The sequence below is a fragment of the Stenotrophomonas sp. AG209 genome, assembly GCF_003550055.1.
Classification (GTDB): domain Bacteria; phylum Pseudomonadota; class Gammaproteobacteria; order Xanthomonadales; family Xanthomonadaceae; genus Stenotrophomonas.
Map to the genome: position 1 here is coordinate 71,634 of NZ_QXDB01000006.1, position 21,385 is coordinate 93,018.

Below are 21,385 nucleotides of genomic sequence, written 5' to 3' on the forward strand. Positions count from 1 at the left end.
GCCGCAACCTCACGATCTTCGCCGACCCCCATCGGGTTGCCGGCCAGCGGCCGGCACTACCGCGCGGAAGCCGGGCCCATGCTCGGCTCGGCCCGCGTTACACCTGCAGCAGCTTGCGGGCGGCGGCGCGCGCTTCCTTGCTCACTTCCACGCCACCGAGCATGCGCGCCAGTTCTTCCTCGCGCGCCTTGCTGTCCAGCTTTTCCACTGCGCTCTGGGTCATGCCTTCCACCGGGGCCTTGCTGACCCGGTAATGGGCATGACCCTTGGAGGCGACCTGTGGCAGGTGGGTCACGCACAGCACCTGGCGCTTTTCGCCGAGGGCGCGCAGCTTCTGGCCAACAATGTCAGCCACTGCACCGCCGATGCCGGAGTCGACCTCGTCGAACACCATGGTCGGCACCGCATCCAGGTCCAGCGCAGCCACTTCAATGGCCAGCGAGATACGTGACAGTTCACCGCCCGAGGCCACCTTGCGCAGTGCGCGCGGCGGCTGGCCGGCGTTGGCCGCCACCAGGAATTCCACGCGCTCGGCACCCTGCGGGTCGGGCTTGCCGGCGTCCTGCGGTTCCAGCTCGATCAGGAACTGGCCGCCGCCCATGCCCAGCTCGGCGATGATGCCGGTGGTGGTGGCCGACAGTTCGGCAGCGGCGCTGCGACGGCTGGCGGTCAGCACCTCGGCCTGTACGCGCCAGGCGGCGGCGGCCTTGTCGATCTCGCCGGCCAGGCGCTGCAAGCGTTCGTCGGCGCCGCGCAGCTGTTCCACTTCGGCATGCATGCGCTCGCGCTGCGCGCCCAGCTCGTCCATCGGCACGCGGTGCTTGCGGGCCAGGTCGTGCAGACGGCCGAGGCGACGCTCGTTCTCCTCGAACTGCTCCGGGTCGGCATCAAGGTCGTCGTGCACCCGGTCCAGCAGCGACAGGGCTTCGTGCAGCTGGATCGAGGCATTCTCGATCAGGCCGTCCACCTCGCCCAGGCGCGGGTCGTGTTCGATCAGGCGCGACAGTTCGTGGCGCACCTGCTGCAGCAGGTCCAGCGCGGAGCTGCCGTCGTCGCCATTGAGCTGGTTGCTGGCCGCCTGGCAGGCGCTCAGCAGGGCGCTGGCATGGGCCTGGCGGCGGTGGCTGGCACCGAGTGCGACGATCGACTCCGGTTCCAGGTCTTCGCGGTCCAGTTCGCGCAGCTGGTGTTCCAGGAAGCCGATCCGGTCACTGACGTCGCCCTGTTGCGACAGCGCCAGCGATTCATCGACCAGCGCCTGCCATGCGGCAGCGGCGCGGCGCACCTGGCGGCGCTCGTTCTCGTTGCCGGCATAGGCATCCAGCAGGGCCAGCTGCGATGGGCGCGCCAGCAGGGCCTGCTGTTCGTGCTGGCCGTGGATTTCCACCAGCAACGAAGCCAGGTCACCCAGCTGTGCCAGGGTCACCGGGCGGCCATTGATCCAGGCCCGCGAGCCGCCGTCGGCGCGGATCACCCGGCGCAGCTGGCATTGTTCCTCGTCGTCCAGCTCGTTGTTGGCCAGCCACTGGCGCGCGGCCTGCAGCTGGTCCAGCGCGAACTCGGCCGAAAGCTCGGCGCGCGCAGCGCCATGGCGGACCACGCCACTGTCGGCGCGCAGGCCGGACAGGAAGCCCAGCGCGTCGACCATCAGCGACTTGCCGGCGCCGGTCTCGCCTGAAACCACGGTCATGCCTGGCCCGAACTCCAGTTCGGTGGCGCGGACGACGGCGAAATCCTTGATCGAAAGATGTCTGAGCATGGGTAAGGGGGTGTCAGCAGCCGCGCAACGCTAGCACGCGGGCGAGGGAGGTCCAATGACTTGCCAAGGTGATCCGCCGCCATTATCTAGTGTCCGTGTCTCACAGGTTGATTCCATGCACGGTTCTCCCGACCAGCTTGCCCCGCGTGCGCGCCATCTGCTGCGCACGCTGATCGCGCGTTACATCCAGGACGGTGAGCCGGTCGGCTCGCAGACGCTGGCGCGCGTGGCCGGCCTGGAGGTCAGCCCGGCCACCATCCGCAACATCCTGGGTGACCTGGAAGACCTGGGGCTGCTGGCCTCGCCACACACCTCGGCCGGGCGCATCCCGACCGCGCATGGTTACCGGGTGTTCGTCGACAGCCTGCTGCAGATGCAGCCGCCGGGCGAGGGCGAACTGGCCCGCCTGCGCCAGGAGCTGGCCGGCGGCGGCAGCACCCAGGCCCTGCTTGGCAGCGCCTCGGAGCTGCTGTCGGCGATGAGCCACTTCGTCGGCGTGGTCAGCGCGCCGCGGCGCGAGCAGTTCGCGTTCCGGCAGATCGATTTCGTGGCGCTGGACGGGCGCCGGGTGCTGGCGATCCTGGTGTTCGCCGACAACGAGGTGCAGAACCGGGTCATCGAGACCCGCCAGGAGTTCGCGCCGGGGCAGCTGGAACAGGTCGCCAACTACCTCAATGCGCATTTCGCCGGCCTGCCGATGGCCGAGATCCGCACCCGCCTGCTGCTGGAGCTGCGCGATGCCCGCTCGGAGCTGGAGCAGCTGCTGGCGCACAGCATCGAACTGGCCGAGCAGGCCCTGCAGCCGGCGGCCGATGACATGCTGGTGGCCGGCCAGACCCGCCTGATGGGGGTGCAGGACCTGTCCGACCTGGAACGCCTGCGCGAGCTGTTCGAGCTGTTCTCCAGCAAGCGCGAGATCCTGCAGTTGCTGGAGCGCACCATCCAGGCCCCGGGGGTGCGCATCTTCATTGGCGAAGAGACCGGGATGATGCCGTTGCAGGGGGTCTCGCTGGTCACCGCCCCGTACACCGCCAATGGCCAGGTGCTGGGCGTGCTGGGCGTGATCGGCCCCAAGCGGATGGCCTACGACCGCATGATCCCGCTGGTCCAGGCCACCGCCGATGTGCTTGGCGCGGCCTTTTCGCCGGCCGGGCGCACTCCCGGAACATCCGACGCTTGAAACGCAGCATCCCGCCCACACTAGGGTGGGTGGAGGCGGAGACTGACCGCCAGGGACCCAGACATGAACCACGAACATCCAGATATCGAATCCCAGCAGACTGCCGCCGATGCGGCCGCCGCCGCCGGCGTCAACGACGAAGTGGAGCGCCTGCGCGCCGAAGTCGAGCAGATCAAGGTCGATGCGCTGCGTGAGCGCGCCGACCTCGAGAACCAGCGCAAGCGCGTTGCCCGTGACATCGAGCAGGCCCGCAAGTTCGCCAACGAGAAGCTGCTGGGCGAGCTGCTGCCGGTATTCGACAGCCTGGATGCCGGCCTGAAGGCTGCCGGCGATGACCCGCATCCGCTGCGCGAGGGCCTGGAGCTGACCTACAAGCAGCTGCTGAAGGTTGCCGCCGACAATGGCCTGGTCCTGCTGGACCCGACCGGCCAGCCATTCAACCCGGAGCACCACCAGGCGATCAGCCAGGTGCCGGCCCCGGGCGCCGCTCCCGGCACCGTGGTGACCGTGTTCCAGAAGGGCTACCTGCTCAACGAGCGCCTGCTGCGGCCGGCGCTGGTGGTGGTGGCCGCCGACTGATCGATCGGACCGGGCGATGCCCGGTCCCGGTCGTGCCTGGCCATGCCCGGCAAGGTTTTCCAGGCGCTGAACACAGCGTTCGGGAGATGGCTTGAATGTTCCACGAGCCTCCCCCACATCGTATTCATCCACCGGCCGAACGGCCGGACTGACCCCAACAAGCATCCTCAGGAGTCTCCCCCATGGGCAAGATCATTGGTATCGACCTCGGCACCACCAACTCGTGCGTGGCGATCATGGACGGCGGCAAGGCCCGCGTCATCGAGAATTCGGAAGGCGATCGCACCACCCCGTCGATCGTCGCCTACACCAAGGACGGCGAAGTCCTGGTGGGCGCCTCGGCCAAGCGCCAGGCCGTCACCAACCCGAAGAACACCTTCTACGCGGTGAAGCGCCTGATCGGCCGCAAGTTCACCGATGCCGAAGTGCAGAAGGACATCGCCCACGTCCCGTACGGCATCCTGGCCCATGACAATGGCGACGCCTGGGTGTCGACCAGCGATGGCAAGAAGATGGCCCCGCAGGAAATCTCGGCCAAGGTGCTGGAAAAGATGAAGAAGACCGCCGAGGACTTCCTCGGTGAGAAGGTCACCGAAGCGGTCATCACCGTGCCGGCCTACTTCAACGACAGCCAGCGCCAGGCGACCAAGGACGCCGGCCGCATTGCCGGCCTGGACGTCAAGCGCATCATCAACGAGCCGACCGCGGCCGCGCTGGCCTATGGCCTGGACAAGGGCGACAACAAGGATCGCAAGATCGTGGTGTACGACCTCGGCGGCGGCACCTTCGACGTCTCGGTGATCGAGATCGCCAACGTCGACGGCGAGAAGCAGTTCGAAGTGCTGGCCACCAACGGCGACACCTTCTTGGGCGGCGAAGACTTCGACAACCGCGTCATCGAGTACCTGGTTGAAGAGTTCAACAAGGACCAGGGCATCGACCTGCGCAAGGATCCGCTGGCCCTGCAGCGCCTGAAGGATGCTGCCGAGCGCGCCAAGATCGAGCTGTCCAGCGCCCAGCAGACCGAAGTGAACCTGCCGTACGTCACCGCTGACGCCTCGGGCCCGAAGCACCTGAACATCAAGCTGACCCGCGCCAAGCTGGAAGCACTGGTGGAAGACCTGATCAAGAAGTCGATCGAGCCGTGCCGCGTCGCCCTGAACGATGCCGGCCTGCGTTCGAGCGACATCAGCGAAGTGATCCTGGTCGGTGGCCAGACCCGCATGCCGAAGGTGCAGCAGGCGGTGACCGAGTTCTTCGGCAAGGAACCGCGCAAGGACGTCAACCCGGACGAAGCCGTGGCACTGGGTGCTGCGATCCAGGGCGGCGTGCTGGGCGGCGACGTCAAGGACGTGCTGCTGCTGGACGTGACCCCGCTGTCGCTGGGCATCGAGACCATGGGTGGCGTGTTCACCAAGATCATCGAGAAGAACACCACCATCCCGACCAAGGCCTCGCAGGTGTTCTCCACCGCCGAGGACAACCAGTCGGCCGTGACCGTGCACGTGCTGCAGGGTGAGCGCGAACAGGCCCGCTTCAACAAGTCGCTGGCCAAGTTCGACCTGTCCGGCATCGAGCCGGCCCCGCGCGGCCTGCCGCAGGTGGAAGTGTCCTTCGACATCGACGCCAACGGCATCCTGCACGTGTCGGCCAAGGACAAGAAGACCAACAAGGAACAGAAGGTCGAGATCAAGGCCGGTTCGGGCCTGTCCGAGGAAGAGATCGCGCGCATGGTCGCCGACGCGGAAGCCAACCGCGAAGAAGACAAGAAGTTCCAGGAGCTGGTGCAGGCCCGCAACCAGGCCGACGCCCTGATCCACGGCACCCGCAGTGCCATCACCGAGCACGGCAGCAAGGTCGGCGGCGAAGTGATCGGCAAGGTCGAGGCGGCCCTGGCCGACCTGGAAACCGCGATGAAGGGTGACGACAAGGCGCAGATCGAAGCCAAGTCGAAGGTGCTGGAGGAAGCTGGCCAGTCGCTGTTCGCCGCTGCTTCGGCCGACCAGGGCGGTGCCCCGGGTGCCGACGCCGGCAACGCCGGCAAGGCGCAGGACGACGTGGTCGACGCCGAGTTCACCGAAGTCAAGGACGACAAGAAGTCCTGATCCGGACCGACACGGGACGCTGGCCATCAGCGTCCCGTTGTCGCATCAGGGTCCTGACCGCCCACCGGCGTGTCGGGGCGCCCGACGCAAGAGCGGACCTGGTTCCGCTCTTCCGCTTTGACGAATCCCGACTTTCCGGAACCCGATTCACGATATGAGCAAGCGCGATTACTACGAAGTGCTGGGCGTTGCCCGCACCGCCACCGACGACGAGCTGAAGAAGGCCTACCGTCGCTGCGCGATGAAGTTCCACCCTGACCGCAACCCGGGTGATGCGGCGGCCGAAGCCTCCTTCAAGGAGTGCAAGGAAGCCTACGAAGTGCTGTCCGACGGCAACAAGCGCCGCATGTACGACAGCCACGGCCACGCCGCGTTCGAGCACGGCATGGGCGGCGGTGGTCCGGGCGGCCCGGACATGAACGATATCTTCGGCGATATCTTCGGCAACATCTTTGGCGGTGGCGGCGGTGGTCCGCGCCAGGCCCGTCGCGGTGCCGACATCGGCTACGTGATGGAGCTGGACCTGGAAGAGGCCGTGCGCGGCGTCGAGCGCCGCATCGAGATCCCGACCCTGGCCGAGTGCGGCGACTGCGATGGCAGTGGCTCCGAAGATGGCAAGGTCGAGACCTGCAACGTCTGCCATGGCCGTGGGCAGGTGCGCATCCAGCGCGGCATCTTCGCCATGCAGCAGGCCTGCCACAACTGCGGTGGCCGTGGCCAGATCATCGCCAAGCCCTGCAAGACCTGCCACGGCAACGGCCGTGTCGAGGAAGACAAGGTGCTGTCGGTGAAGGTGCCGGCGGGCGTCGATACGGGCGACCGTATCCGCCTGCAGGGCGAAGGCGAGGCCGGTCCGGCCGGTACGCCGCCGGGTGACCTGTACGTGGAAGTGCGCGTGCGCGAGCATGCGATCTTCCAGCGCGATGGCGACGACCTGCACTGCGAGGTGCCGATCCGCATCTCGCAGGCGGCGCTGGGTGACACCGTACGCGTGGCGACCCTCGGCGGCGAAGCGGAAATCCGCATCCCGGCCGAGACCCAGACCGGCAAGCTGTTCCGCCTGCGTGGCAAGGGCGTACGTTCGGTGCGCAGCCGCAGCGAGGGCGACCTGTACTGCCGCGTGGTGGTGGAGACCCCGGTCAACCTCACCAACGAACAGCGCAAGCTGCTGGAACAGTTCGAAGCCACCTTCGTCGGCGAGGAAGCGCGCAAGCATTCGCCGAAGTCGGCCACCTTCATGGATGGCGTTAAGGGCTTCTGGGACCGGATGACGTCCTGAGTTTTTCGACGGAAGCGATGAACGATAGCGCCGGGCCATGCCCGGCGTTGTCGTTTGTGGTGCAGTAGATCCACGCCATGCGTGGATGCCGTTCAAGGGATCATCGGAAAAATGCCGCCGGCGTCTGCCCCAGCTGCCGCTTGAACATGCTGGTGAACGCGCTCGGGCTGTCGTAGCCCATCGCCAGCGCCACATCGATGACCTTGTCGCCGACCGCCAGTCGCTCCAGGGCGGCCAGAAGCCGCGCCTGCTGCCGCCACTGCCCGAAGGTCATGCCCAGTTCGCTGGCGAAATGGCGCTGGATGGTCTTCACGTCCACCTGCAGCGCCTGCGCCCAGTCCTGCAGCGTGGCATCGTCGCCAGGATGCTTCTGGATGTGCTGGCAGATCCGCTGCAGGCGCGGGTCGGTGGGCGAGGGCAGGTGCAGCGGCAGCACGTCCATGCGGTGCAGTTCGTCCAGCAGCAGGCGCACCACGCGGCCGTCGCGGCTGTCGTCCACGTGCGCGGACTCGATCAGGCTGGCGGCCAGCAGCAGTTCGCGCAGCAGCGGCGCCACCTGCACTGCGAACGCCCCATCCGGCAGTTGCGGTGCAAAGTCCGGTTCCACGTACAGGCTGCGCATGTGCACTTCGGCGATGCAGTCCACCGCATGCGCCATGCCGGCCGGAACCCAGATCGCGCGGGTGGAGGGCACGACCCAGCGGCCGCCGTCCGCGCGCACCACCATCAGACCGGACATGGCGAAGACCAGTTGGTGACGGCGATGCCGGTGGGGCGCGATGTGGGTGCCGGGCGGGTAGTGGCGGGCGCGGCTGGTCACCGGGCGATGTACCGGCACCTCGTTCCACGGCGCGGTCTCGCGGATCGGGCAGGGAGTGTCCTTTTTGCGATATGCCATGACCCGAACGCGGCAGAAGGGAGTGGGGGCCCACCGTAGCATGCGTGGCTCGCCCCCAACCTGACTGTGTCCATGTCGACCCTGGCTTCTCCCGCAACGACCTCACGCCCGGTGGCTCCCGGCGTGCTGGCCGCCATCTCCACCTCGCATGTCGTCAACGACATGATGCAGTCGCTGATCCTGGCCATCTATCCGGTGATCAAGGGCGGCTTCAACCTCAGCTTCACCCAGATCGGCCTGATCACGCTGACCTACCAGCTCACCGCGTCGATCTTCCAGCCGTTGATCGGCATGGCCACCGACCGTCGCCCGGAACCCTATTCGCTGCCGATCGGCATGGCCTCGACCCTGTGCGGCATGCTGCTGCTCGGCTTCGCGCCGAACTACGCGGTGGTGCTGATGGCGGCGGCAATGGTCGGCATCGGTTCGGCCATCTTCCATCCCGAGGCCTCGCGCATTGCGCGGTTGGCTTCGGGCGGCCGTCACGGCTTCGCGCAGTCGGTGTTCCAGGTCGGCGGCAATTTCGGTACGGCGTTGGGCCCGCTGATTGCAGCGGCGGTGATCGTGCCGTATGGCCAGCATGCCGCATCGTGGTTTGCCGGCGCCGCCCTGATCGGCATCGCTCTACTGACCTATGTCGGCCGCTGGTACGCGTTGCATCTGGGCACGCCACGACCGGTCAGCACGGCTGCGATGGTGCCGCGGCATCCGCCGCGCACCGTGGCCAAGGTGCTGGCGATCCTGCTGGTGCTGATCTTCAGCAAATACTTCTACATGGCCAGCATCGGCAGCTACTTCACCTTCTACCTGATCCACCATTTCGGCATTCCGGTGGCACAGGCCCAGTTGCACCTGTTCGCGTTCCTGGTGGCGTCCGCCGCTGGCGGCTTCCTCGGCGGCCCGCTGGGTGACCGCATCGGCCGCAAGCCGATCATCTGGACCTCGATCCTCGGCGTGGCCCCGTTCGCGCTGATGCTGCCGCATGCGGACCTGCTGTGGACCACGGTGCTGGCGGTGCTGATCGGCTTCGTGCTGTCCTCGGCGTTCTCGGCGATCGTGGTGTACGCGCAGGAAATGATGCCGCACCGCATTGGCATGGTGTCCGGGCTGTTCTTCGGCTTTGCATTCGGCATGGGCGGGCTGGGTGCTGCCGTGCTCGGCCTGCTGGCGGACAAGACCAGCATCGAGTACGTCTACCAGCTGACCGCGTTCCTGCCGTTGCTGGGCATCGTGGCGGCGTGGCTGCCGCCGTCGCGGCCTGCGCACTGAGGGGTTTCGGTTTGCAGGGCTTGCAGCCCTGCACCTGCCGAAGCCAAGGCAACGTCAAAAGCGGGCTATCCGTGGGTTGGCGGGGTGGGTCCGGTTGAGGGGGCGTGAGCCGCATGGATGCGGCGACCGAGCTTACATGGACGTACTTGCAGCGTCCCCCTCAACCGGACCCACCCCGCCTTCGACAGTTTTCCGTGATCTGTCGGAACAGCTCTTGGGGGTCAGATCCGTTTTCCGAAGGAAAACGGATCTGACCCCATTTTTGTCTATCGATATCTGAAAGATGTGTCGACCAAGGTCGACACCTACCAACAGACATCCGGAGTCTGTCAGAGGTGGGGCGGTGTGGGTGGGCAGGACCGTTGGCGCCATGGATGGCGCCATCGAGCCCCATGGATGGGTTTACGGCGTGTCCTGCCCACCCACACCGTCCCGCCAACTCACGGAATGCCGCTTTGGCTTTTGACGTTGACGTTGACGTTGATTCTGCAGGTGCAGGGCTGCAAGCCCTGCCGAAAACCCCCTTGGGCGTAGAATGCGGGCATGAGCGAATCTCTCGATAACCACCTCGTCCACGGCCGCCGCCAGCGGCCCGACGGCCCGTCGCCGATCGATGTCATCTCGGTCCAGTCGCAACTTGTCTACGGCCACGCCGGCAACAGCGCCGCCGTGCCGCCGATGCGTGCACTCGGCGTGCGCGTCGCGGAAATCCCGACCGTGTTGCTGAGCAATGCGCCGTTCTACGACACCACCCGCGGCCGCGTGCTGCCCGCCGACTGGTTCGCCGACCTGCTGCTCGGCGCCCGCGAACGCGGCCTGCCGCAGCGGGCGAAGATGCTCGTCTCCGGCTACTTCGGCAGCACCGCCAACGGTGCCGCCTTCGCCGACTGGCTGGACAACATCCTGCCGGCCTGCCCGCAGCTGCGTTACTGCCTGGACCCGGTGATCGGTGACACCCATACCGGCCCCTACGTGGAACCGGGCCTGGAAGCGATCTTCGCCGAGCGCCTGCTGCCGCATGCCTGGCTGGTGACGCCGAACGCCTTCGAGCTGAATCGCCTGACCGGCATGCCGGCACTGGCCGAGGCCGATGCCATTGCCGCCGCGCGCACGCTGCTGGACCGTGGCCCGCATTGGGTGATCGCGCACAGCGTGGGCGGCAACCCGGGTGAACTGGTGACCCTGGCGGTCGGTCGCGAGGAAACCTGGCGCTGGACCTCACCGCTGCTGCCGGTGGATGTGGCCGGCACCGGTGACGTGCTGATGTCGCTGGTGGTGTCGTTCCTGCTGCGCGGTGAGTCGATGCAGCAGGCGATTTCGCGTGCCATCGCTGGCACCCATGCGGCGCTGGAGGCGACCCTGGACAACGGTTTCGAGGAGTTCGACGTGATCGCTGCTGCGCCGGCGGCGCTGGCCGAAGGAACGCGCTTCCGCGCTGAACGCGTGGCATGAGCGGCCTGGATCCACGCACGCCGCGCACGGTCGGCATCATCGGCAGCGCCGGTGCCTATGGGCGCTGGCTGACCCGCTTCTTCCAGCAGCACCTGCAGCTGCAGGTGATCGGACATGATCCGGCGGACCCGGACTCGCACACGCCGGAACAGCTGCTGGCGCAGGCCGATGTACTGGTGTTCTCGGCACCGATCCGGCACACGCCGGCATTGATCGCCGAGTACGTGCGGAAGTCGGCGGGCCGCGAGCAGGGCAGGCTATGGCTGGATGTGACCTCGGTAAAGGAGGCACCGGTGCAGGCGATGCTGGCCTCGCAGGCCGAAGTGGTCGGCCTGCACCCGATGACCGCGCCACCGAAGGCGCCGACGCTGAAGGGCAGGGTGATGGTGGTCTGCGAAGCGCGCCTGCAGCACTGGCAGCCGTGGGTCGATACGCTGTGCACGGCGCTGCAGGCCGAGTGCGTGCGCGCCACGCCGCAGCACCACGACCAGATGATGGCGCTGGTGCAGGCGATGGTGCATGCCACCCACCTGGCGCAGGCAGGCGTGCTGCGCCAGTACCAGCCGCTGCTGGGCGATCTGGCCGCGATGATGCCGTACCGTTCGGCGTCGTTCGAGCTGGACACGGCGATCATCTCGCGCATCCTGTCGCTGAATCCGGCGATCTACGAAGACATCCAGTTCGGCAACCCGTACGTGGCACCGATGCTGGAGCGGCTGGTGGGGCAGCTGCAGGCCCTGCAGGTGCAGGTCGGGCAGGGCGACGACCGCGCGCGGGCTGCATTCCGTCAGCAGCTGCTGTCGGCCAATCGCAGTGCCTTCGGCGAGCAGGCGCTGGCGGATGGCAACTACACGTTCGAACGCGTGGGGTACCTGCTGGCCGACCTGACCGAGCGCAACGCGCTGTCGGTGCACCTGCCAGAGGACCGGCCTGGCTCGCTGCGCGAGCTACTGAACGTGTTCGAGCAGCATGGCGTCAGCCTGGCTTCGATCCATTCCTCGCGCACGCCCGGCGGTGAAGTGCACTTCCGCATCGGATTCGTGGCCGGCAGCGACCCGGCGGCGATCACCCGGGCGGCCGCCGACGTGGACGCCAGCGGCATCGGGCGGGTGCTGGGCTGAATTCATCCACAGGCGGTGTGGATGGTTTCTGAGCAAACGTGTGGATAACCCTGCGCAGCCCTTGTCAGGCAAGGCTGTCAAGATGCTTGGCGAAAAATTGATCACGCCTTTCTGTAGCGTCGAGCCGTGCTCGACTGCTTTTCGCAGCCGCGCCCGTCAGGCGCAACGATAAACCCAGTGCCCACCAAGGTGGGCACCCACCAGGCAGGGTGGCAGCGCTAGATCATCAACCGCAGTTCGCCGCCGCTGGTAGTGAATTCCCGGCCATTGCGTACCAGATGACGCCCGTCATCCAGCTCGTAACGCGGCGTGGCTTCAGAGTGATGCCCGCTGCCATTCGCCTCGGGCTTGAACTCGATGATGATGTGGCTTTCGCCGTTGCTGTCGACTGCAGGGAACTGACGGAATGACATCACGTACCTCCTTCAGCGGATGCTGCTGATGCGAGGCCAGCTTGGTCCGGCCGATGTTAGCCGGCCGTCATCAATCGATGAACTGCAGTCGTGCCAGTTCAGCGTACAGTCCGCCTTCGGCCAGAAGCTGGGCATGGGTGCCTTCGGCGACGATACGGCCCTGGTCCATCACCACGATGCGGTCGGCCTTGAGCACGGTGGCCAGGCGGTGGGCGATGACCAGCGTGGTGCGGCCAGCCATCAGACGCTCAAGCGCCTGCTGCACACCATGCTCGCTCTGCGCATCCAGCGCGCTGGTGGCTTCATCGAGCAGCAGGATCGGCGCATCCTTCAGCAGTGCGCGGGCAATCGCCACGCGCTGCTGCTGGCCACCGGACAGGCGCGCACCGCGTTCGCCCAGCTCACTGTCGTAGCCCTGCGGCAACGCGCGCAGGAAGCCATCAGCCTCGGCCGCACGCGCGGCAGCTTCGACCTCGGCGTCACTGGCCTGCAGGCGGCCGTAGCGGATGTTGTCGCGCGCACTGGCCGCGAACAGCGTCGGCTGTTGCGGCACCAGCGCCAGCTGCGCGCGCAGCTCGGCCGGATCGACCTGGCGCACGTCGATGCCATCGACGCAGATGTGGCCGCTGGCCGGATCGTGGAAGCGCAGCAGCATCGACAGCACCGTGCTCTTGCCCGCGCCCGACGGGCCGACCAGCGCCACGGTCTCGCCCGGGCGCACATGCAGGTTGAAGTGGTCCAGCGCGGCATGGTCCGGACGTTGCGGGTAGTGGAACACCACGTCGTCAAACTGGATTTCGCCGCGCAATGGTTGCGGCAGAACGTGGGGCTGCGCTGGCGCGCGGATCTCGATGTCTTCCTGCAGCAGCTCGCCAATGCGGCCCATGCCACCGGCTGCACGCTGCAGTTCGTTCCACACTTCGGCCAGCGCACCCACCGAGCCGCCGCCGATCAGCGCGTACAGCACGAACTGGCCCAGCGTGCCAGCACTGAGGCGTCCGTCGATGACATCGTGCGCGCCCAGCCACAGCACGCCAACGATGGCGCCAAACACCAGCAGGATAGCGCTGGCGGTGACCAGTGACTGCGCACCGATGCGGCGGCGCGCGGCACCGATGGCATCGCCGAGTGCCTTGTCGAAGCGCCCGCGTTCATAGGGCTCGCGTGCATGCGCCTGCACCGTGCGTACGGCGCCCAGCGTCTCGCTGGCCAGGCTGTTGGCATCGGCGATGCGGTCCTGGCTGCTGCGTGCAACCGTGCGCAGCTTGCGCGCACCGATGATGATCGGCAGCACCGCCAGCGGGATGCCGAGCAGCGACCATGCCGCCAGCCGCGGGCTGGTGACGAACAGCATGGCCAGGCTGCCGACCACGGTGACGCTGCTGCGCAGCGCGACCGACATGGTCGAGCCGACCACGCTGCGCAGCAGTTCGCTGTCAGCGGTCAGGCGGGAGACCAGTTCGCCGCTGCGGCTGCGGTCATGGAATCCGGCACCGAGCTGGATCAGGTGTGCATACAGGCGGCTGCGCAGGTCGGCGACGACCTTTTCGCCCAGCAGCGACACGAAGAAGAACCGTGCGGCCGTGGCCAGTGCCAGCACCACCGCCACCAGCATCAGCAGGGCGAAGGCGCGGTTGATCTGGCCACCGCTGGTGAAGCCGTGGTCGATCATCTGCTTCACGGCGGGGGGCAGGCTCAGCGTGGCGGCCGAAGACACCGCCAGCGCCAGCAGCCAGGCGGTGAACAGCCCGCTGTGGCGGCGCACGAACGGCCACAACGTCCGCAGGCTGCCGAGGCGGCGCAGCGGTGGGGTCGAGGCGGGGGCGTCGTCCTTGTCAGTCATCCTGGTCGTCGTCTTGTATGCGGATACGGTCACGGGTGGCGTCGCGCAGGCGGATTTTCAATGCATCGACCTGATCGGCCGGCAATTCGACCCGCAGGCACACGCCGTTGGCATCGAACTGTTCATCGCGCTTTTCGGCGCCGAAGGTGGGCAGGGTGGCGTGCAGGGTGCCCAGATCCTCGAAGCCGGCCAGCAGCTGCAGCCGGGCCATCGCCACCAGCGGCACGCGCGGGGCGGTGCGCAGGCATTCGGCGGCAGCGCCACCGTAGGCGCGCACCAGTCCACCGGCGCCGAGCTTGATACCGCCGAACCAGCGCGTGACCACCACCATCACCCGGTCGAAGCCCTGGCCGTCGATCGCAGCCAGGATCGGCCGCCCAGCGGTGCCGGCGGGCTCGCCATCATCGCTGGAACGGTAGTCCTGGCCGTGCCGGTAGGCCCAGCAGTTGTGGGTCGCGTCGGCTACCGCCACCTGTTGCAGGAACGCCAATGCTGCCGCGGCGCCATCGATCGGCGCAGCATGGGCAATGAAGCGGCTGTGTTTGACTTCCAGCGTGTGGCTGACCGGCTGGGCGAGGGTATCGGGCATTCCCGCCATTCTACGGGGTTGCCGGAGGTCACTGTCCGCTTCAGTCGTCCAGCAGCGGGCGCAGGTCGCGCGGCAGGCGCGCTTCCGGATACTGCTGCACGTAGCGCTCCAGGCTGGCGCGGGCCAGGTCGCGCTGGCCGTCGTCGCGCCGCGCGCGGATCTTCTGCAGCCACTGCCGTCGCGGCAGCTGTGCATCCGCGTCCACTTCGGCCTGCACGGCATCCGCACTGAGCCCCGCGTCGGCGCCGCGGCGCATGACGCCGGGTGCGGAGCGGCTCGGGGCCTGGCGCTTCATCGAGGTGATCTCTACCCGATCCAGCGCCTGCGCCCGTTCGGCATCGGCAGCGTTGGCTACTGGCGCCTCGGCAGTGCGTGCTTTCAGCGCCCCTGCCGGGGCTGGCGCCAATGCCGGTGCAGGTACCGAGTAAGCGGCGGGTGCGGGTGGCGCGGGCGGTGCTGCTGCCGGCGCTGCGGCCGGAGCGGGCGGGAGCGCGGCAAAGGACGTATCGGTGGCCGCATCCGCCGCCACCGAACGAGCAGCCTGGGCAGGTGCTTCAGCGGTTTCGGCCGGCGCAGGCTTGGGTGCGCGCGCGGCGGACGGTGCCGGAGGGGCGGCAACAGGGGCTGCCTGCGGTACTGCGGGTTCGGCCGCGGTTTCCGAAGCGGCAACCGCGCTGTCAGCTGCACTGCTCTCAGCGACCTGATTGGCGGCCGCGACGTCTGCCGCAGCCGGTACCGCAGCAACAGCGGCCTCGCCTGCCGGAACCGGTGGCGGTTCCGGGCGCAGCTGCCAGGCAATGCCGATGGCGAACACCATCGAGGCGGCGATGCCGAACACCGCCGGCCAACGCGGACGTGTGCGCTGCGTGCGTGGCGCGTCCGGCGAGGCGACGGCCTCGGCAGCCGGTGCGTCCACGGCAGCGCGCGCCGCGGCCAGGATGGTGGCGTCCAGTGCAGCCGGTGGGGCCTGTTCGACGCGGCGGCCGAGCAGGCGCGCCAGCTCGCGTTCTTCCGGCGTCAGCGGTTCGTCTCGGTTCATGCGTTCAGTCCCGCACGCAGCTTGTCCATCGCATAGCGCAGCCGCGATTTCACGGTTTCCCGGCCTACGCCGGTGATCTGGCCGATCTCCTCCAGGCTCAGTTCCTGATCCAGCCGCAACTGCAGCACTTCGCGCTGCTCGGGCGGCAGTTGCTCCATCGCCAGCTGGATGCGGCGACGTTGTTCGAATTCGGAAAGCTCGGCTTCCGGGGTCTGCCCGTCCTCGATCGCGGCCAGGCGCAGGTCGGCGTCGGCCGGTGCGGCGGGACGATGGCGGGCGGCCCGCCAGTGGTCGTTCAGGCGGTTGTGGGCGATGCGGAACAGCCAGGTGCTGAATGCGGCTTCAGGTTGCCAGCCGGCACGGGCGCTGATCACCCGCTGCCAGACATCCTGGAAGATCTCCTCGGCCAGCGCGTTGTCGCGCAGTTGCCGCAGCAGGAAGCCGAACAGGCGCTTGCGATGGCGCGCATACAGGCTTTCGAACGCGCGCAGGTCGCCACCGGCCCAGGCCAGCATCAAGGCTTCATCGGTTGGCAGTGCGCTGGCTTCCACGGCGTACAGGGTAAGGCCTGCAGGCGGTGGCGCATAGCCGGTGACGGGGGCGGGCAGGGCGAGGTTCATGGCGTGGAAGCGGCTACGGACAGCAGGAAAAACGTACGGGCGCACGATTCGGGGTTTACGGGCTTCCATTGCCCCCCGGGTGGCGCGCTATGCTCGGCGGCTCAGGGGAGGCGACGCACAGACGGCGCCAAGAGATTGTCATTTGTCCACGCACGTTGAACCGGCGGAAGAGCCACCACACGAGGCCGTGCTGAGCACGGCGCTGGTGCGCGCATTGCATGCGCTGCTGCCGGATTCGGCCGTGGTCCGCGTTGGCTGGGACGACCCGCAGCTGGGCCGCGGCCAGGGCGGCTGGCCGGCTGTCGTGGTGGCTGGGGCGGTCACGGCGCCGGGCGCTGGCGACGGTTGCCATGGCTGGGAATACGACGGTGCCCGCCTGCAGTTGTCGGTGGAAGGTGCCGTGCCTTCCGCGGCGTGGTGGGGGCTGGCCCGGCAGGCCATGGAGCTGGCGCTGCAGCGCGGTCGCCAGGCCGGGCAGATCAAGGCGCTGGAAGAGGCTGAGCGGCTGCAGCAGGCGCTGTTCCAGATCGCCGATCTGGCCGGCGCCGACCTGGAGATGTCGGAGATGCTGCGCCACGTGCACGGCGTGCTTGGCACGCTGATGTACGCGGAAAACTGCTACATCGTCGAATACGACGATGTCCGCGACCAGATCCGCTTCCTGTACTTCGCCGACCAGGTCGACGACTTCGTCGCCGATCCGTCGCAGAGCCATGATGCCGGCGAGATGCCGCGCAGCCTGACCGTGGCGTTGCTGCGCCACGGCAAGCCGCTCAGTGGCCCCTCGCGCGAGCTGCTGGCGCGCGTGGTCGAGCAGGAGCACGACCCGCAGCGTGGCCCTGAAAGTCTGGACTGGCTGGGCGTGCCGATGCTGCGCGATGGCCGGGTCTGCGGTGCCATCGTGGTGCAGAGCTATGAGCTGGCGGCCCGCTATGGCGAGGCCGAGCGGGCGCTGCTGGGCTTTGTCGCGCAGCATGTGCAGACCGCGATGGACCGGCGCCAGGCGCAGGTCCGGCTGGAACAACAGGTGGAGCGGCGCACGCTGGAGCTGCAGCGCGCCAATCGCAGCCTGCAGGATGAAGTGGCCGAGCGCCGCCGCGCCGAACAGCTGCAGACCGCGCTGTACAACATCGCCGAGATGGCGATGTCGGCCGACAGCCTGGCCCAGTTCTACGGGCAGGTGCATGGCGTGGTCGGGCGCCTGCTTGACGCGCGCAATTTCTATATCGCGCTGGTGAACGGGGCCGGCAATGGCCTGGACTTCGTCTATTCGGTGGACGAACACAACGCCAGCCGCGCGCCACGCCCGTTCAGCCGCGGCCTGACCGAGTATGTCGTGCGCAACCGGCGCCCGTTGCTGGCTTCGCGGCAACAGATCGACGCACTGCTGGCCAGCGGCGAAGTACGCGAATCGGGCGCACGTTCGCATTGCTGGCTGGGCGTGCCGCTGCTGCGCGACGACGAGGTGGTCGGTGCGATCGTGGTGCAGAGCTACAGCGAGAACAGTACGTTCAGCGTGCACGATCAGCGCCTGCTGACTTTCGTTGCGCAGAACATCGGAACCGGGCTGGCGCGCCAGCGCGACCAGCAGCGGCTGCGTTCGGCGCATGCAGAGCTGGAGAAGCGCGTGGAGGAACGCACCCGCGAGCTGGCCGAGGTTAACGAAAAGCTGCTTGGGCAGATCGGTGAGCGCCTGCGTGCCGAGCAGCGCCTGACCCATCAGGCCATGCACGATGCACTGACCGGCCTGCCCAACCGCCTGCACCTGCTCGATCGCCTGCAGGATTCACTGGCGTTGGCCAAGCGTGAGGGTGGGCCGGTGTTCGCCGTGCTGTTCCTTGACCTGGACCGCTTCAAGCTGGTCAACGACAGCATCGGCCACGCCGCTGGCGACCGCATGCTGGTGGAGGTGGCCAAGCGCATCGTATCGATGGCCGGCACCGACGACGTGGTGGCGCGGCTGGGCGGCGATGAGTTCGCGGTGCTGCTGCAATGCCCGCAGGGGCTGGCACAGGCGCTGGATTTCGGCCAGCGGCTGTTGCTGGCACTGCAGGAATCGATGTGGATCGCCGGGCGCGAGCTGTTCCCGTCCGGCAGCCTGGGCATCGCCTTGTGGAACCCGCGCTACCGCACCGGCGAGGAGCTGCTGCGTGACGCCGATGCGGCGATGTACCGGGCCAAAGCGCAGGGCCATGACCGCTGCGCGATCTTCGACGAAGACATGCGCGAGCAGGCCATGCGCAGCCTCGATCTGGAAGCCGACCTGCGCCGTGCGATCAACAACCGCGACTTCGTCCCGTTCTACCAGCCGATCGTGCGCCTGTCCGATGGCGAGGTGGTGGGGCACGAGGCCTTGCTGCGCTGGCAGCACGAGCGTCGTGGCCTGCTGCTGCCCGGGGCGTTCCTGGAGCTGGGCGAGGAAAGCGGCCTGATCGAACAGGTCGACTGGCTGATCTACGAACAGGTCATCGCGGGACTGGCCGAAGGCGGCCACGGCTATGTCTCGGTGAACGTATCGCCACGCCATTTCCGTTCGGCCGAATTCAGTGGCCGCCTGTTCGGTCTGCTCGACGCATGCGGCGCTGATCCGCGCCGGCTGCGCCTGGAGATCACCGAGGTGGCGCTGCTGGACGATGGCCCGCACACGCTGCGCATCCTGCAGGGCCTGCGCGAACGTGGCATCCAGGTACAGCTGGACGATTTCGGTACCGGTTTCTCGGCGCTGTCCTACCTGCACCGTTTCCCGATCAGCACGTTGAAGATCGACCAGAGTTTCATCGCCGGCCTGCATGGGCCGGAAGTGCAGAGCACGCGCGCGCTGGTGGAAGGCGTGCTGTCACTGGCCCGGACCCTGGGCATCGAAACCATCGGCGAAGGCATCGAGACCGAGGCGCAGCGGCAGACGCTGCGCGAACTCGGTTGCGACTACGGCCAGGGCTACCTGCTGGGCCGTCCGGCACCGTGGGAGCGCGCGGTGGCCTGAGCCACCGCGCCGGGGCGCCTCAGCGCAGGGCGGAGCGACGCTTCTCGTCGATCCACTTCGAGGCCTGCGCCGGCTGGTAGTTCTGCATCCACTCCAGCATTTCCTCGATGTCCGAGCCGTACCACAGGTCCTGGCGCTGGTCCGGATGCAGGAAGCGTTCTTCCACCATGCGATCGATCATGCCGATCAGCGGGGCGTAGAAGCCTTCCACGTCGAGGAAGGCGCACGGCTTGTTGCCGATGCCCAGCTGGCGCCAGGTGAGCATCTCGAAGATCTCTTCCATGGTGCCGAAGCCGCCGGGCAGGGCGACGAAGCCATCGGCGAGGTCGAACATGCGCGACTTGCGCTCATGCATCGAACCGACGATCTCCAGTTCGGTCAGGCCGCGGTGGGCCACTTCCCAGTCGGCCAGCTGGCGCGGGATCACGCCGGTCACCTCGCCGCCGGCGGCGAGCACGGCATTGGCCACGGTTCCCATCAGGCCGACGTTGCCACCGCCGTACACCAGGCGCAGGCCGTCGCGGGCGATGCGATCACCCAGGGCAATGGCGCGTTCGGTGTAGGCCGGCTTGCTGCCAGCGTTGGAACCACAGTAGACGCAGATCGACTTCATGGGGGGGTCTTGTCTCTTGGTGCGGAAACGAAAACGCCCCGCCGGCAACCGGGTCAGCGGTTGCGGGCGGGGTGCGGGTGGATTATCGCCGCTTCTGTAGCGCCGAAGCGAAGCGGCCGCTTACGCCGCCGCAGCCTGCTCGCGGCGCGGGCCTTCACGCAGGGCGCGGCCCACCATGCCGACCAGCAGGTCCAGTTCGTCGCTGTCCATGCCGAAGTGCGGGGTGAAGCGCAGCGAGTTCTCGCCGCCGTGGATCACGTTGATGCCGTGCTGGCGCAGCCATTCCTCGGTGGAGTTGGCGCCGTAGCACTTGAACTGCGGCGCCAGCTCGCACGAGAACAGCAGGCCGGTGCCCTGCACCTTGGTGATCAGGCCGCCCAGCTCGCTCTTGAGCTGTTCCAGCTTGCGCACGGCCTCGGCACCGCGTTCGGCGATGTTGGCGCGCACCTGCGGGGTCAGCTGCGCCAGGGTGGCGCAGGCCACGTCCAGCGCGCGCGGGTTGCTGGTCATGGTGTTGCCGTAGATGCCCTTGCGGTACAGCTGCGCGGCATGCTCGGTCACCGCCAGCACCGACAGCGGGTACTGCGCGGCGTTGAGCGCCTTGGAGTAGGTCTCCATGTCCGGCGGATCCAGGCCTTCGAAGCCCGGGTAATCGACCACCGACAGCACGCCATGCGCGCGCAGGCCAGCCTGGATCGAGTCGAGCAGCAGCAGGCTGCCGTGCGCACGGGTCAGTTCGCGGGCCACGGCATAGAACGCCGGCGGCACCGAGCGGCCCGGGTCGCCTTCGCCCATTACCGGTTCCAGGAACACCGCCTCGATGAACCACTGGTTGCGTGCAGCGTCCTCGAACACCTTGCGCAGGCCGGCCTCATCGTACGGCGCCACGGTGATCACCGAATCCTCGCCGCGGTAGCTGGCCAGGTGCTGCATGTAGCTCTTGCGGCTGGAATCGGAATACAGGGCAGGGCGGTCGGTACGGCCATGGAAGCTGCCCTTGACCACCACGCGCTTGATCGTGGCGCCGGCGTGGCGCGCGCCGGGGTCGGTCTGCAGCTTGGCGTTGACGTCGGCGATGCGCGCGGCCAGGCCAACCGACTCGGAGCCGGAATTCAGGCACATGAAGCGCGCGAACGGGCAGCCGCCACGGCGGTGGCCGATCTCGGCGCGCAGGGCGGTGATGAAGCGCTGCTGCGACAGGCTGGGGGTCATGATGTTGGCCATCACCTGCGGGCGGGCCATCGCCTCCAGCACGGCGTCCGGGGTGTGCCCGAAGCCGAGCATGCCGTAGCCACCGGCGTCGTACAGCACCGCACCCTTCAGGGTGACCACCCACGGGCCGCGCGCGGCCAGCGCCACGTACGGAGTCACTGCATCATCGGCATAGAAATTGACGAAGCCGTCCTGCATCGCGTCGATCTGCGCCTGTTCGTCCTGCGCCAGCAGCGGCCCCAGGTCGGCCTGCACGCGCGCGAATTCCTCGGCGGCGGCATCCACTGCGGCGATCAGCTGCGGGTGGCGGGCGGACAGGGCGGTCAGGGTGGCATCGTCCAGGCCGGTGGTGAGGCGGGTGCCGGGCTGGGTGCGCAGGGGGGCGAGGCGTTCGATGAAGCTCATTGCAGATCTCCTGAAACGATGGGTCG

General features: G+C 67.8%; 17 protein-coding genes. 8 read left to right on the plus strand and 9 right to left on the minus strand.

What is annotated here, in order from left to right:
• Positions 1–97 precede the first annotated feature (97 nt).
• Positions 98–1,759: a DNA repair protein RecN gene (gene recN / locus DFO63_RS21145; protein ID WP_049446497.1), complete on the minus strand. Its 1,662-nt coding sequence runs from the start codon at positions 1,757–1,759 to the stop codon at positions 98–100.
• A gap of 115 nt (positions 1,760–1,874) precedes the next feature.
• On the opposite strand from recN, the gene hrcA reads away from it, so the two are divergent.
• The 4 genes from hrcA (at position 1,875) to dnaJ (ending at position 6,902) form a co-directional block, all read left to right on the plus strand.
• A complete protein-coding gene (hrcA, locus tag DFO63_RS21150) occupies positions 1,875–2,939 on the plus strand; it encodes a heat-inducible transcriptional repressor HrcA (protein WP_008266321.1) in 1,065 nt (354 codons plus the stop codon).
• A gap of 63 nt (positions 2,940–3,002) precedes the next feature.
• A complete protein-coding gene (grpE, locus tag DFO63_RS21155) occupies positions 3,003–3,518 on the plus strand; it encodes a nucleotide exchange factor GrpE (protein WP_119007823.1) in 516 nt (171 codons plus the stop codon).
• A 182-nt stretch (positions 3,519–3,700) separates the two neighbouring features.
• Positions 3,701–5,623: a molecular chaperone DnaK gene (dnaK, locus tag DFO63_RS21160; RefSeq protein ID WP_049446494.1), complete on the plus strand. Its 1,923-nt coding sequence runs from the start codon at positions 3,701–3,703 to the stop codon at positions 5,621–5,623.
• 154 nt (positions 5,624–5,777) lie between these two features.
• A complete protein-coding gene (gene dnaJ, locus DFO63_RS21165) occupies positions 5,778–6,902 on the plus strand; it encodes a molecular chaperone DnaJ (RefSeq protein ID WP_014036853.1) in 1,125 nt (374 codons plus the stop codon).
• Positions 6,903–7,002: 100 nt separating this feature from the next.
• On the opposite strand, the gene DFO63_RS21170 is transcribed toward dnaJ, so the two are convergent.
• A complete protein-coding gene (locus tag DFO63_RS21170; RefSeq protein WP_075674721.1) occupies positions 7,003–7,800 on the minus strand; it encodes a helix-turn-helix transcriptional regulator in 798 nt (265 codons plus the stop codon).
• Between the two features lie 72 nt (positions 7,801–7,872).
• Between DFO63_RS21170 and DFO63_RS21175 the strand changes: the two genes are divergently transcribed.
• The 3 genes from DFO63_RS21175 to DFO63_RS21185 all read left to right on the plus strand — a co-directional run bounded on the left by DFO63_RS21175 (position 7,873) and on the right by DFO63_RS21185 (position 11,642).
• Positions 7,873–9,069 carry an MFS transporter gene (locus tag DFO63_RS21175; protein WP_119007824.1) on the plus strand — a complete coding sequence of 399 codons (1,197 nt, stop codon included), beginning with the start codon at positions 7,873–7,875 and terminating at the stop codon, positions 9,067–9,069.
• A 543-nt stretch (positions 9,070–9,612) separates the two neighbouring features.
• Positions 9,613–10,521, plus strand: coding sequence for a pyridoxal kinase (gene pdxY, locus DFO63_RS21180; RefSeq protein ID WP_101765296.1), 909 nt, complete (start codon positions 9,613–9,615; stop codon positions 10,519–10,521).
• Entirely contained in the window at positions 10,518–11,642 is a 1,125-nt protein-coding gene (locus DFO63_RS21185) for a prephenate dehydrogenase (RefSeq protein WP_119007825.1), read from the plus strand. The genes pdxY and DFO63_RS21185 overlap by 4 nt, the downstream gene beginning before the upstream one ends.
• Before the next feature lie 218 nt (positions 11,643–11,860).
• Here the strand turns inward: DFO63_RS21185 and DFO63_RS21190 are convergent, their stop codons facing one another.
• From DFO63_RS21190 to DFO63_RS21210, 5 genes are all read right to left on the minus strand, one after another.
• Positions 11,861–12,055 carry a hypothetical protein gene (locus tag DFO63_RS21190; protein ID WP_049442817.1) on the minus strand — a complete coding sequence of 65 codons (195 nt, stop codon included), beginning with the start codon at positions 12,053–12,055 and terminating at the stop codon, positions 11,861–11,863.
• 70 nt (positions 12,056–12,125) lie between these two features.
• Positions 12,126–13,898, minus strand: a complete 1,773-nt coding sequence (locus DFO63_RS21195) for an ABC transporter transmembrane domain-containing protein (RefSeq protein WP_119007826.1) — start codon at positions 13,896–13,898, stop codon at positions 12,126–12,128.
• The gene (locus DFO63_RS21200; protein ID WP_101766394.1) at positions 13,891–14,487 is read right to left on the minus strand and encodes a YigZ family protein; all 597 of its coding nucleotides are present in this window, start codon (positions 14,485–14,487) and stop codon (positions 13,891–13,893) included. The genes DFO63_RS21195 and DFO63_RS21200 overlap by 8 nt, the downstream gene beginning before the upstream one ends.
• 40 nt (positions 14,488–14,527) lie before the next feature.
• A complete protein-coding gene (locus DFO63_RS21205; protein ID WP_119007827.1) occupies positions 14,528–15,526 on the minus strand; it encodes a hypothetical protein in 999 nt (332 codons plus the stop codon).
• Positions 15,523–16,041 carry an RNA polymerase sigma factor gene (locus DFO63_RS21210; RefSeq protein WP_229298213.1) on the minus strand — a complete coding sequence of 173 codons (519 nt, stop codon included), beginning with the start codon at positions 16,039–16,041 and terminating at the stop codon, positions 15,523–15,525. Before DFO63_RS21210 ends, DFO63_RS21205 begins: the two co-directional genes overlap by 4 nt.
• 247 nt (positions 16,042–16,288) lie before the next feature.
• Between DFO63_RS21210 and DFO63_RS21215 the strand changes: the two genes are divergently transcribed.
• Positions 16,289–19,129 (plus strand): EAL domain-containing protein, encoded by a 2,841-nt coding sequence (locus DFO63_RS21215; protein WP_119007828.1) that lies wholly within the window; start codon positions 16,289–16,291, stop codon positions 19,127–19,129.
• A 19-nt stretch (positions 19,130–19,148) separates the two neighbouring features.
• On the opposite strand, the gene DFO63_RS21220 is transcribed toward DFO63_RS21215, so the two are convergent.
• Both DFO63_RS21220 and DFO63_RS21225 read right to left on the minus strand, forming a co-directional pair.
• Positions 19,149–19,742 carry a TIGR00730 family Rossman fold protein gene (locus DFO63_RS21220; RefSeq protein ID WP_014036864.1) on the minus strand — a complete coding sequence of 198 codons (594 nt, stop codon included), beginning with the start codon at positions 19,740–19,742 and terminating at the stop codon, positions 19,149–19,151.
• A 120-nt stretch (positions 19,743–19,862) separates the two neighbouring features.
• Entirely contained in the window at positions 19,863–21,359 is a 1,497-nt protein-coding gene (locus tag DFO63_RS21225; RefSeq protein WP_119007829.1) for an aminotransferase class III-fold pyridoxal phosphate-dependent enzyme, read from the minus strand.
• Between the last annotated feature and the right edge of the window lie 26 nt (positions 21,360–21,385).

What these genes read in the sequence shown, in the direction of transcription:
- DFO63_RS21200 (WP_101766394.1), bottom strand. Translation starts at nt 14,487, where the DNA reads ATGCCCGATACCCTCGCCCAGCCGGTCAGCCACACGCTGGAAGTCAAA.
- DFO63_RS21205 (WP_119007827.1), bottom strand. Translation starts at nt 15,526, where the DNA reads ATGAACCGAGACGAACCGCTGACGCCGGAAGAACGCGAGCTGGCGCGC.
- DFO63_RS21190 (WP_049442817.1), bottom strand. Translation starts at nt 12,055, where the DNA reads ATGTCATTCCGTCAGTTCCCTGCAGTCGACAGCAACGGCGAAAGCCAC.
- DFO63_RS21175 (WP_119007824.1), top strand. Translation starts at nt 7,873, where the DNA reads ATGTCGACCCTGGCTTCTCCCGCAACGACCTCACGCCCGGTGGCTCCC.
- DFO63_RS21195 (WP_119007826.1), bottom strand. Translation starts at nt 13,898, where the DNA reads ATGACTGACAAGGACGACGCCCCCGCCTCGACCCCACCGCTGCGCCGC.
- dnaJ (WP_014036853.1), top strand. Translation starts at nt 5,778, where the DNA reads ATGAGCAAGCGCGATTACTACGAAGTGCTGGGCGTTGCCCGCACCGCC.
- DFO63_RS21210 (WP_229298213.1), bottom strand. Translation starts at nt 16,041, where the DNA reads ATGCTGGCCTGGGCCGGTGGCGACCTGCGCGCGTTCGAAAGCCTGTAT.
- dnaK (WP_049446494.1), top strand. Translation starts at nt 3,701, where the DNA reads ATGGGCAAGATCATTGGTATCGACCTCGGCACCACCAACTCGTGCGTG.
- hrcA (WP_008266321.1), top strand. Translation starts at nt 1,875, where the DNA reads ATGCACGGTTCTCCCGACCAGCTTGCCCCGCGTGCGCGCCATCTGCTG.
- DFO63_RS21170 (WP_075674721.1), bottom strand. Translation starts at nt 7,800, where the DNA reads ATGGCATATCGCAAAAAGGACACTCCCTGCCCGATCCGCGAGACCGCG.
- DFO63_RS21225 (WP_119007829.1), bottom strand. Translation starts at nt 21,359, where the DNA reads ATGAGCTTCATCGAACGCCTCGCCCCCCTGCGCACCCAGCCCGGCACC.
- recN (WP_049446497.1), bottom strand. Translation starts at nt 1,759, where the DNA reads ATGCTCAGACATCTTTCGATCAAGGATTTCGCCGTCGTCCGCGCCACC.
- grpE (WP_119007823.1), top strand. Translation starts at nt 3,003, where the DNA reads ATGAACCACGAACATCCAGATATCGAATCCCAGCAGACTGCCGCCGAT.
- pdxY (WP_101765296.1), top strand. Translation starts at nt 9,613, where the DNA reads ATGAGCGAATCTCTCGATAACCACCTCGTCCACGGCCGCCGCCAGCGG.
- DFO63_RS21185 (WP_119007825.1), top strand. Translation starts at nt 10,518, where the DNA reads ATGAGCGGCCTGGATCCACGCACGCCGCGCACGGTCGGCATCATCGGC.
- DFO63_RS21220 (WP_014036864.1), bottom strand. Translation starts at nt 19,742, where the DNA reads ATGAAGTCGATCTGCGTCTACTGTGGTTCCAACGCTGGCAGCAAGCCG.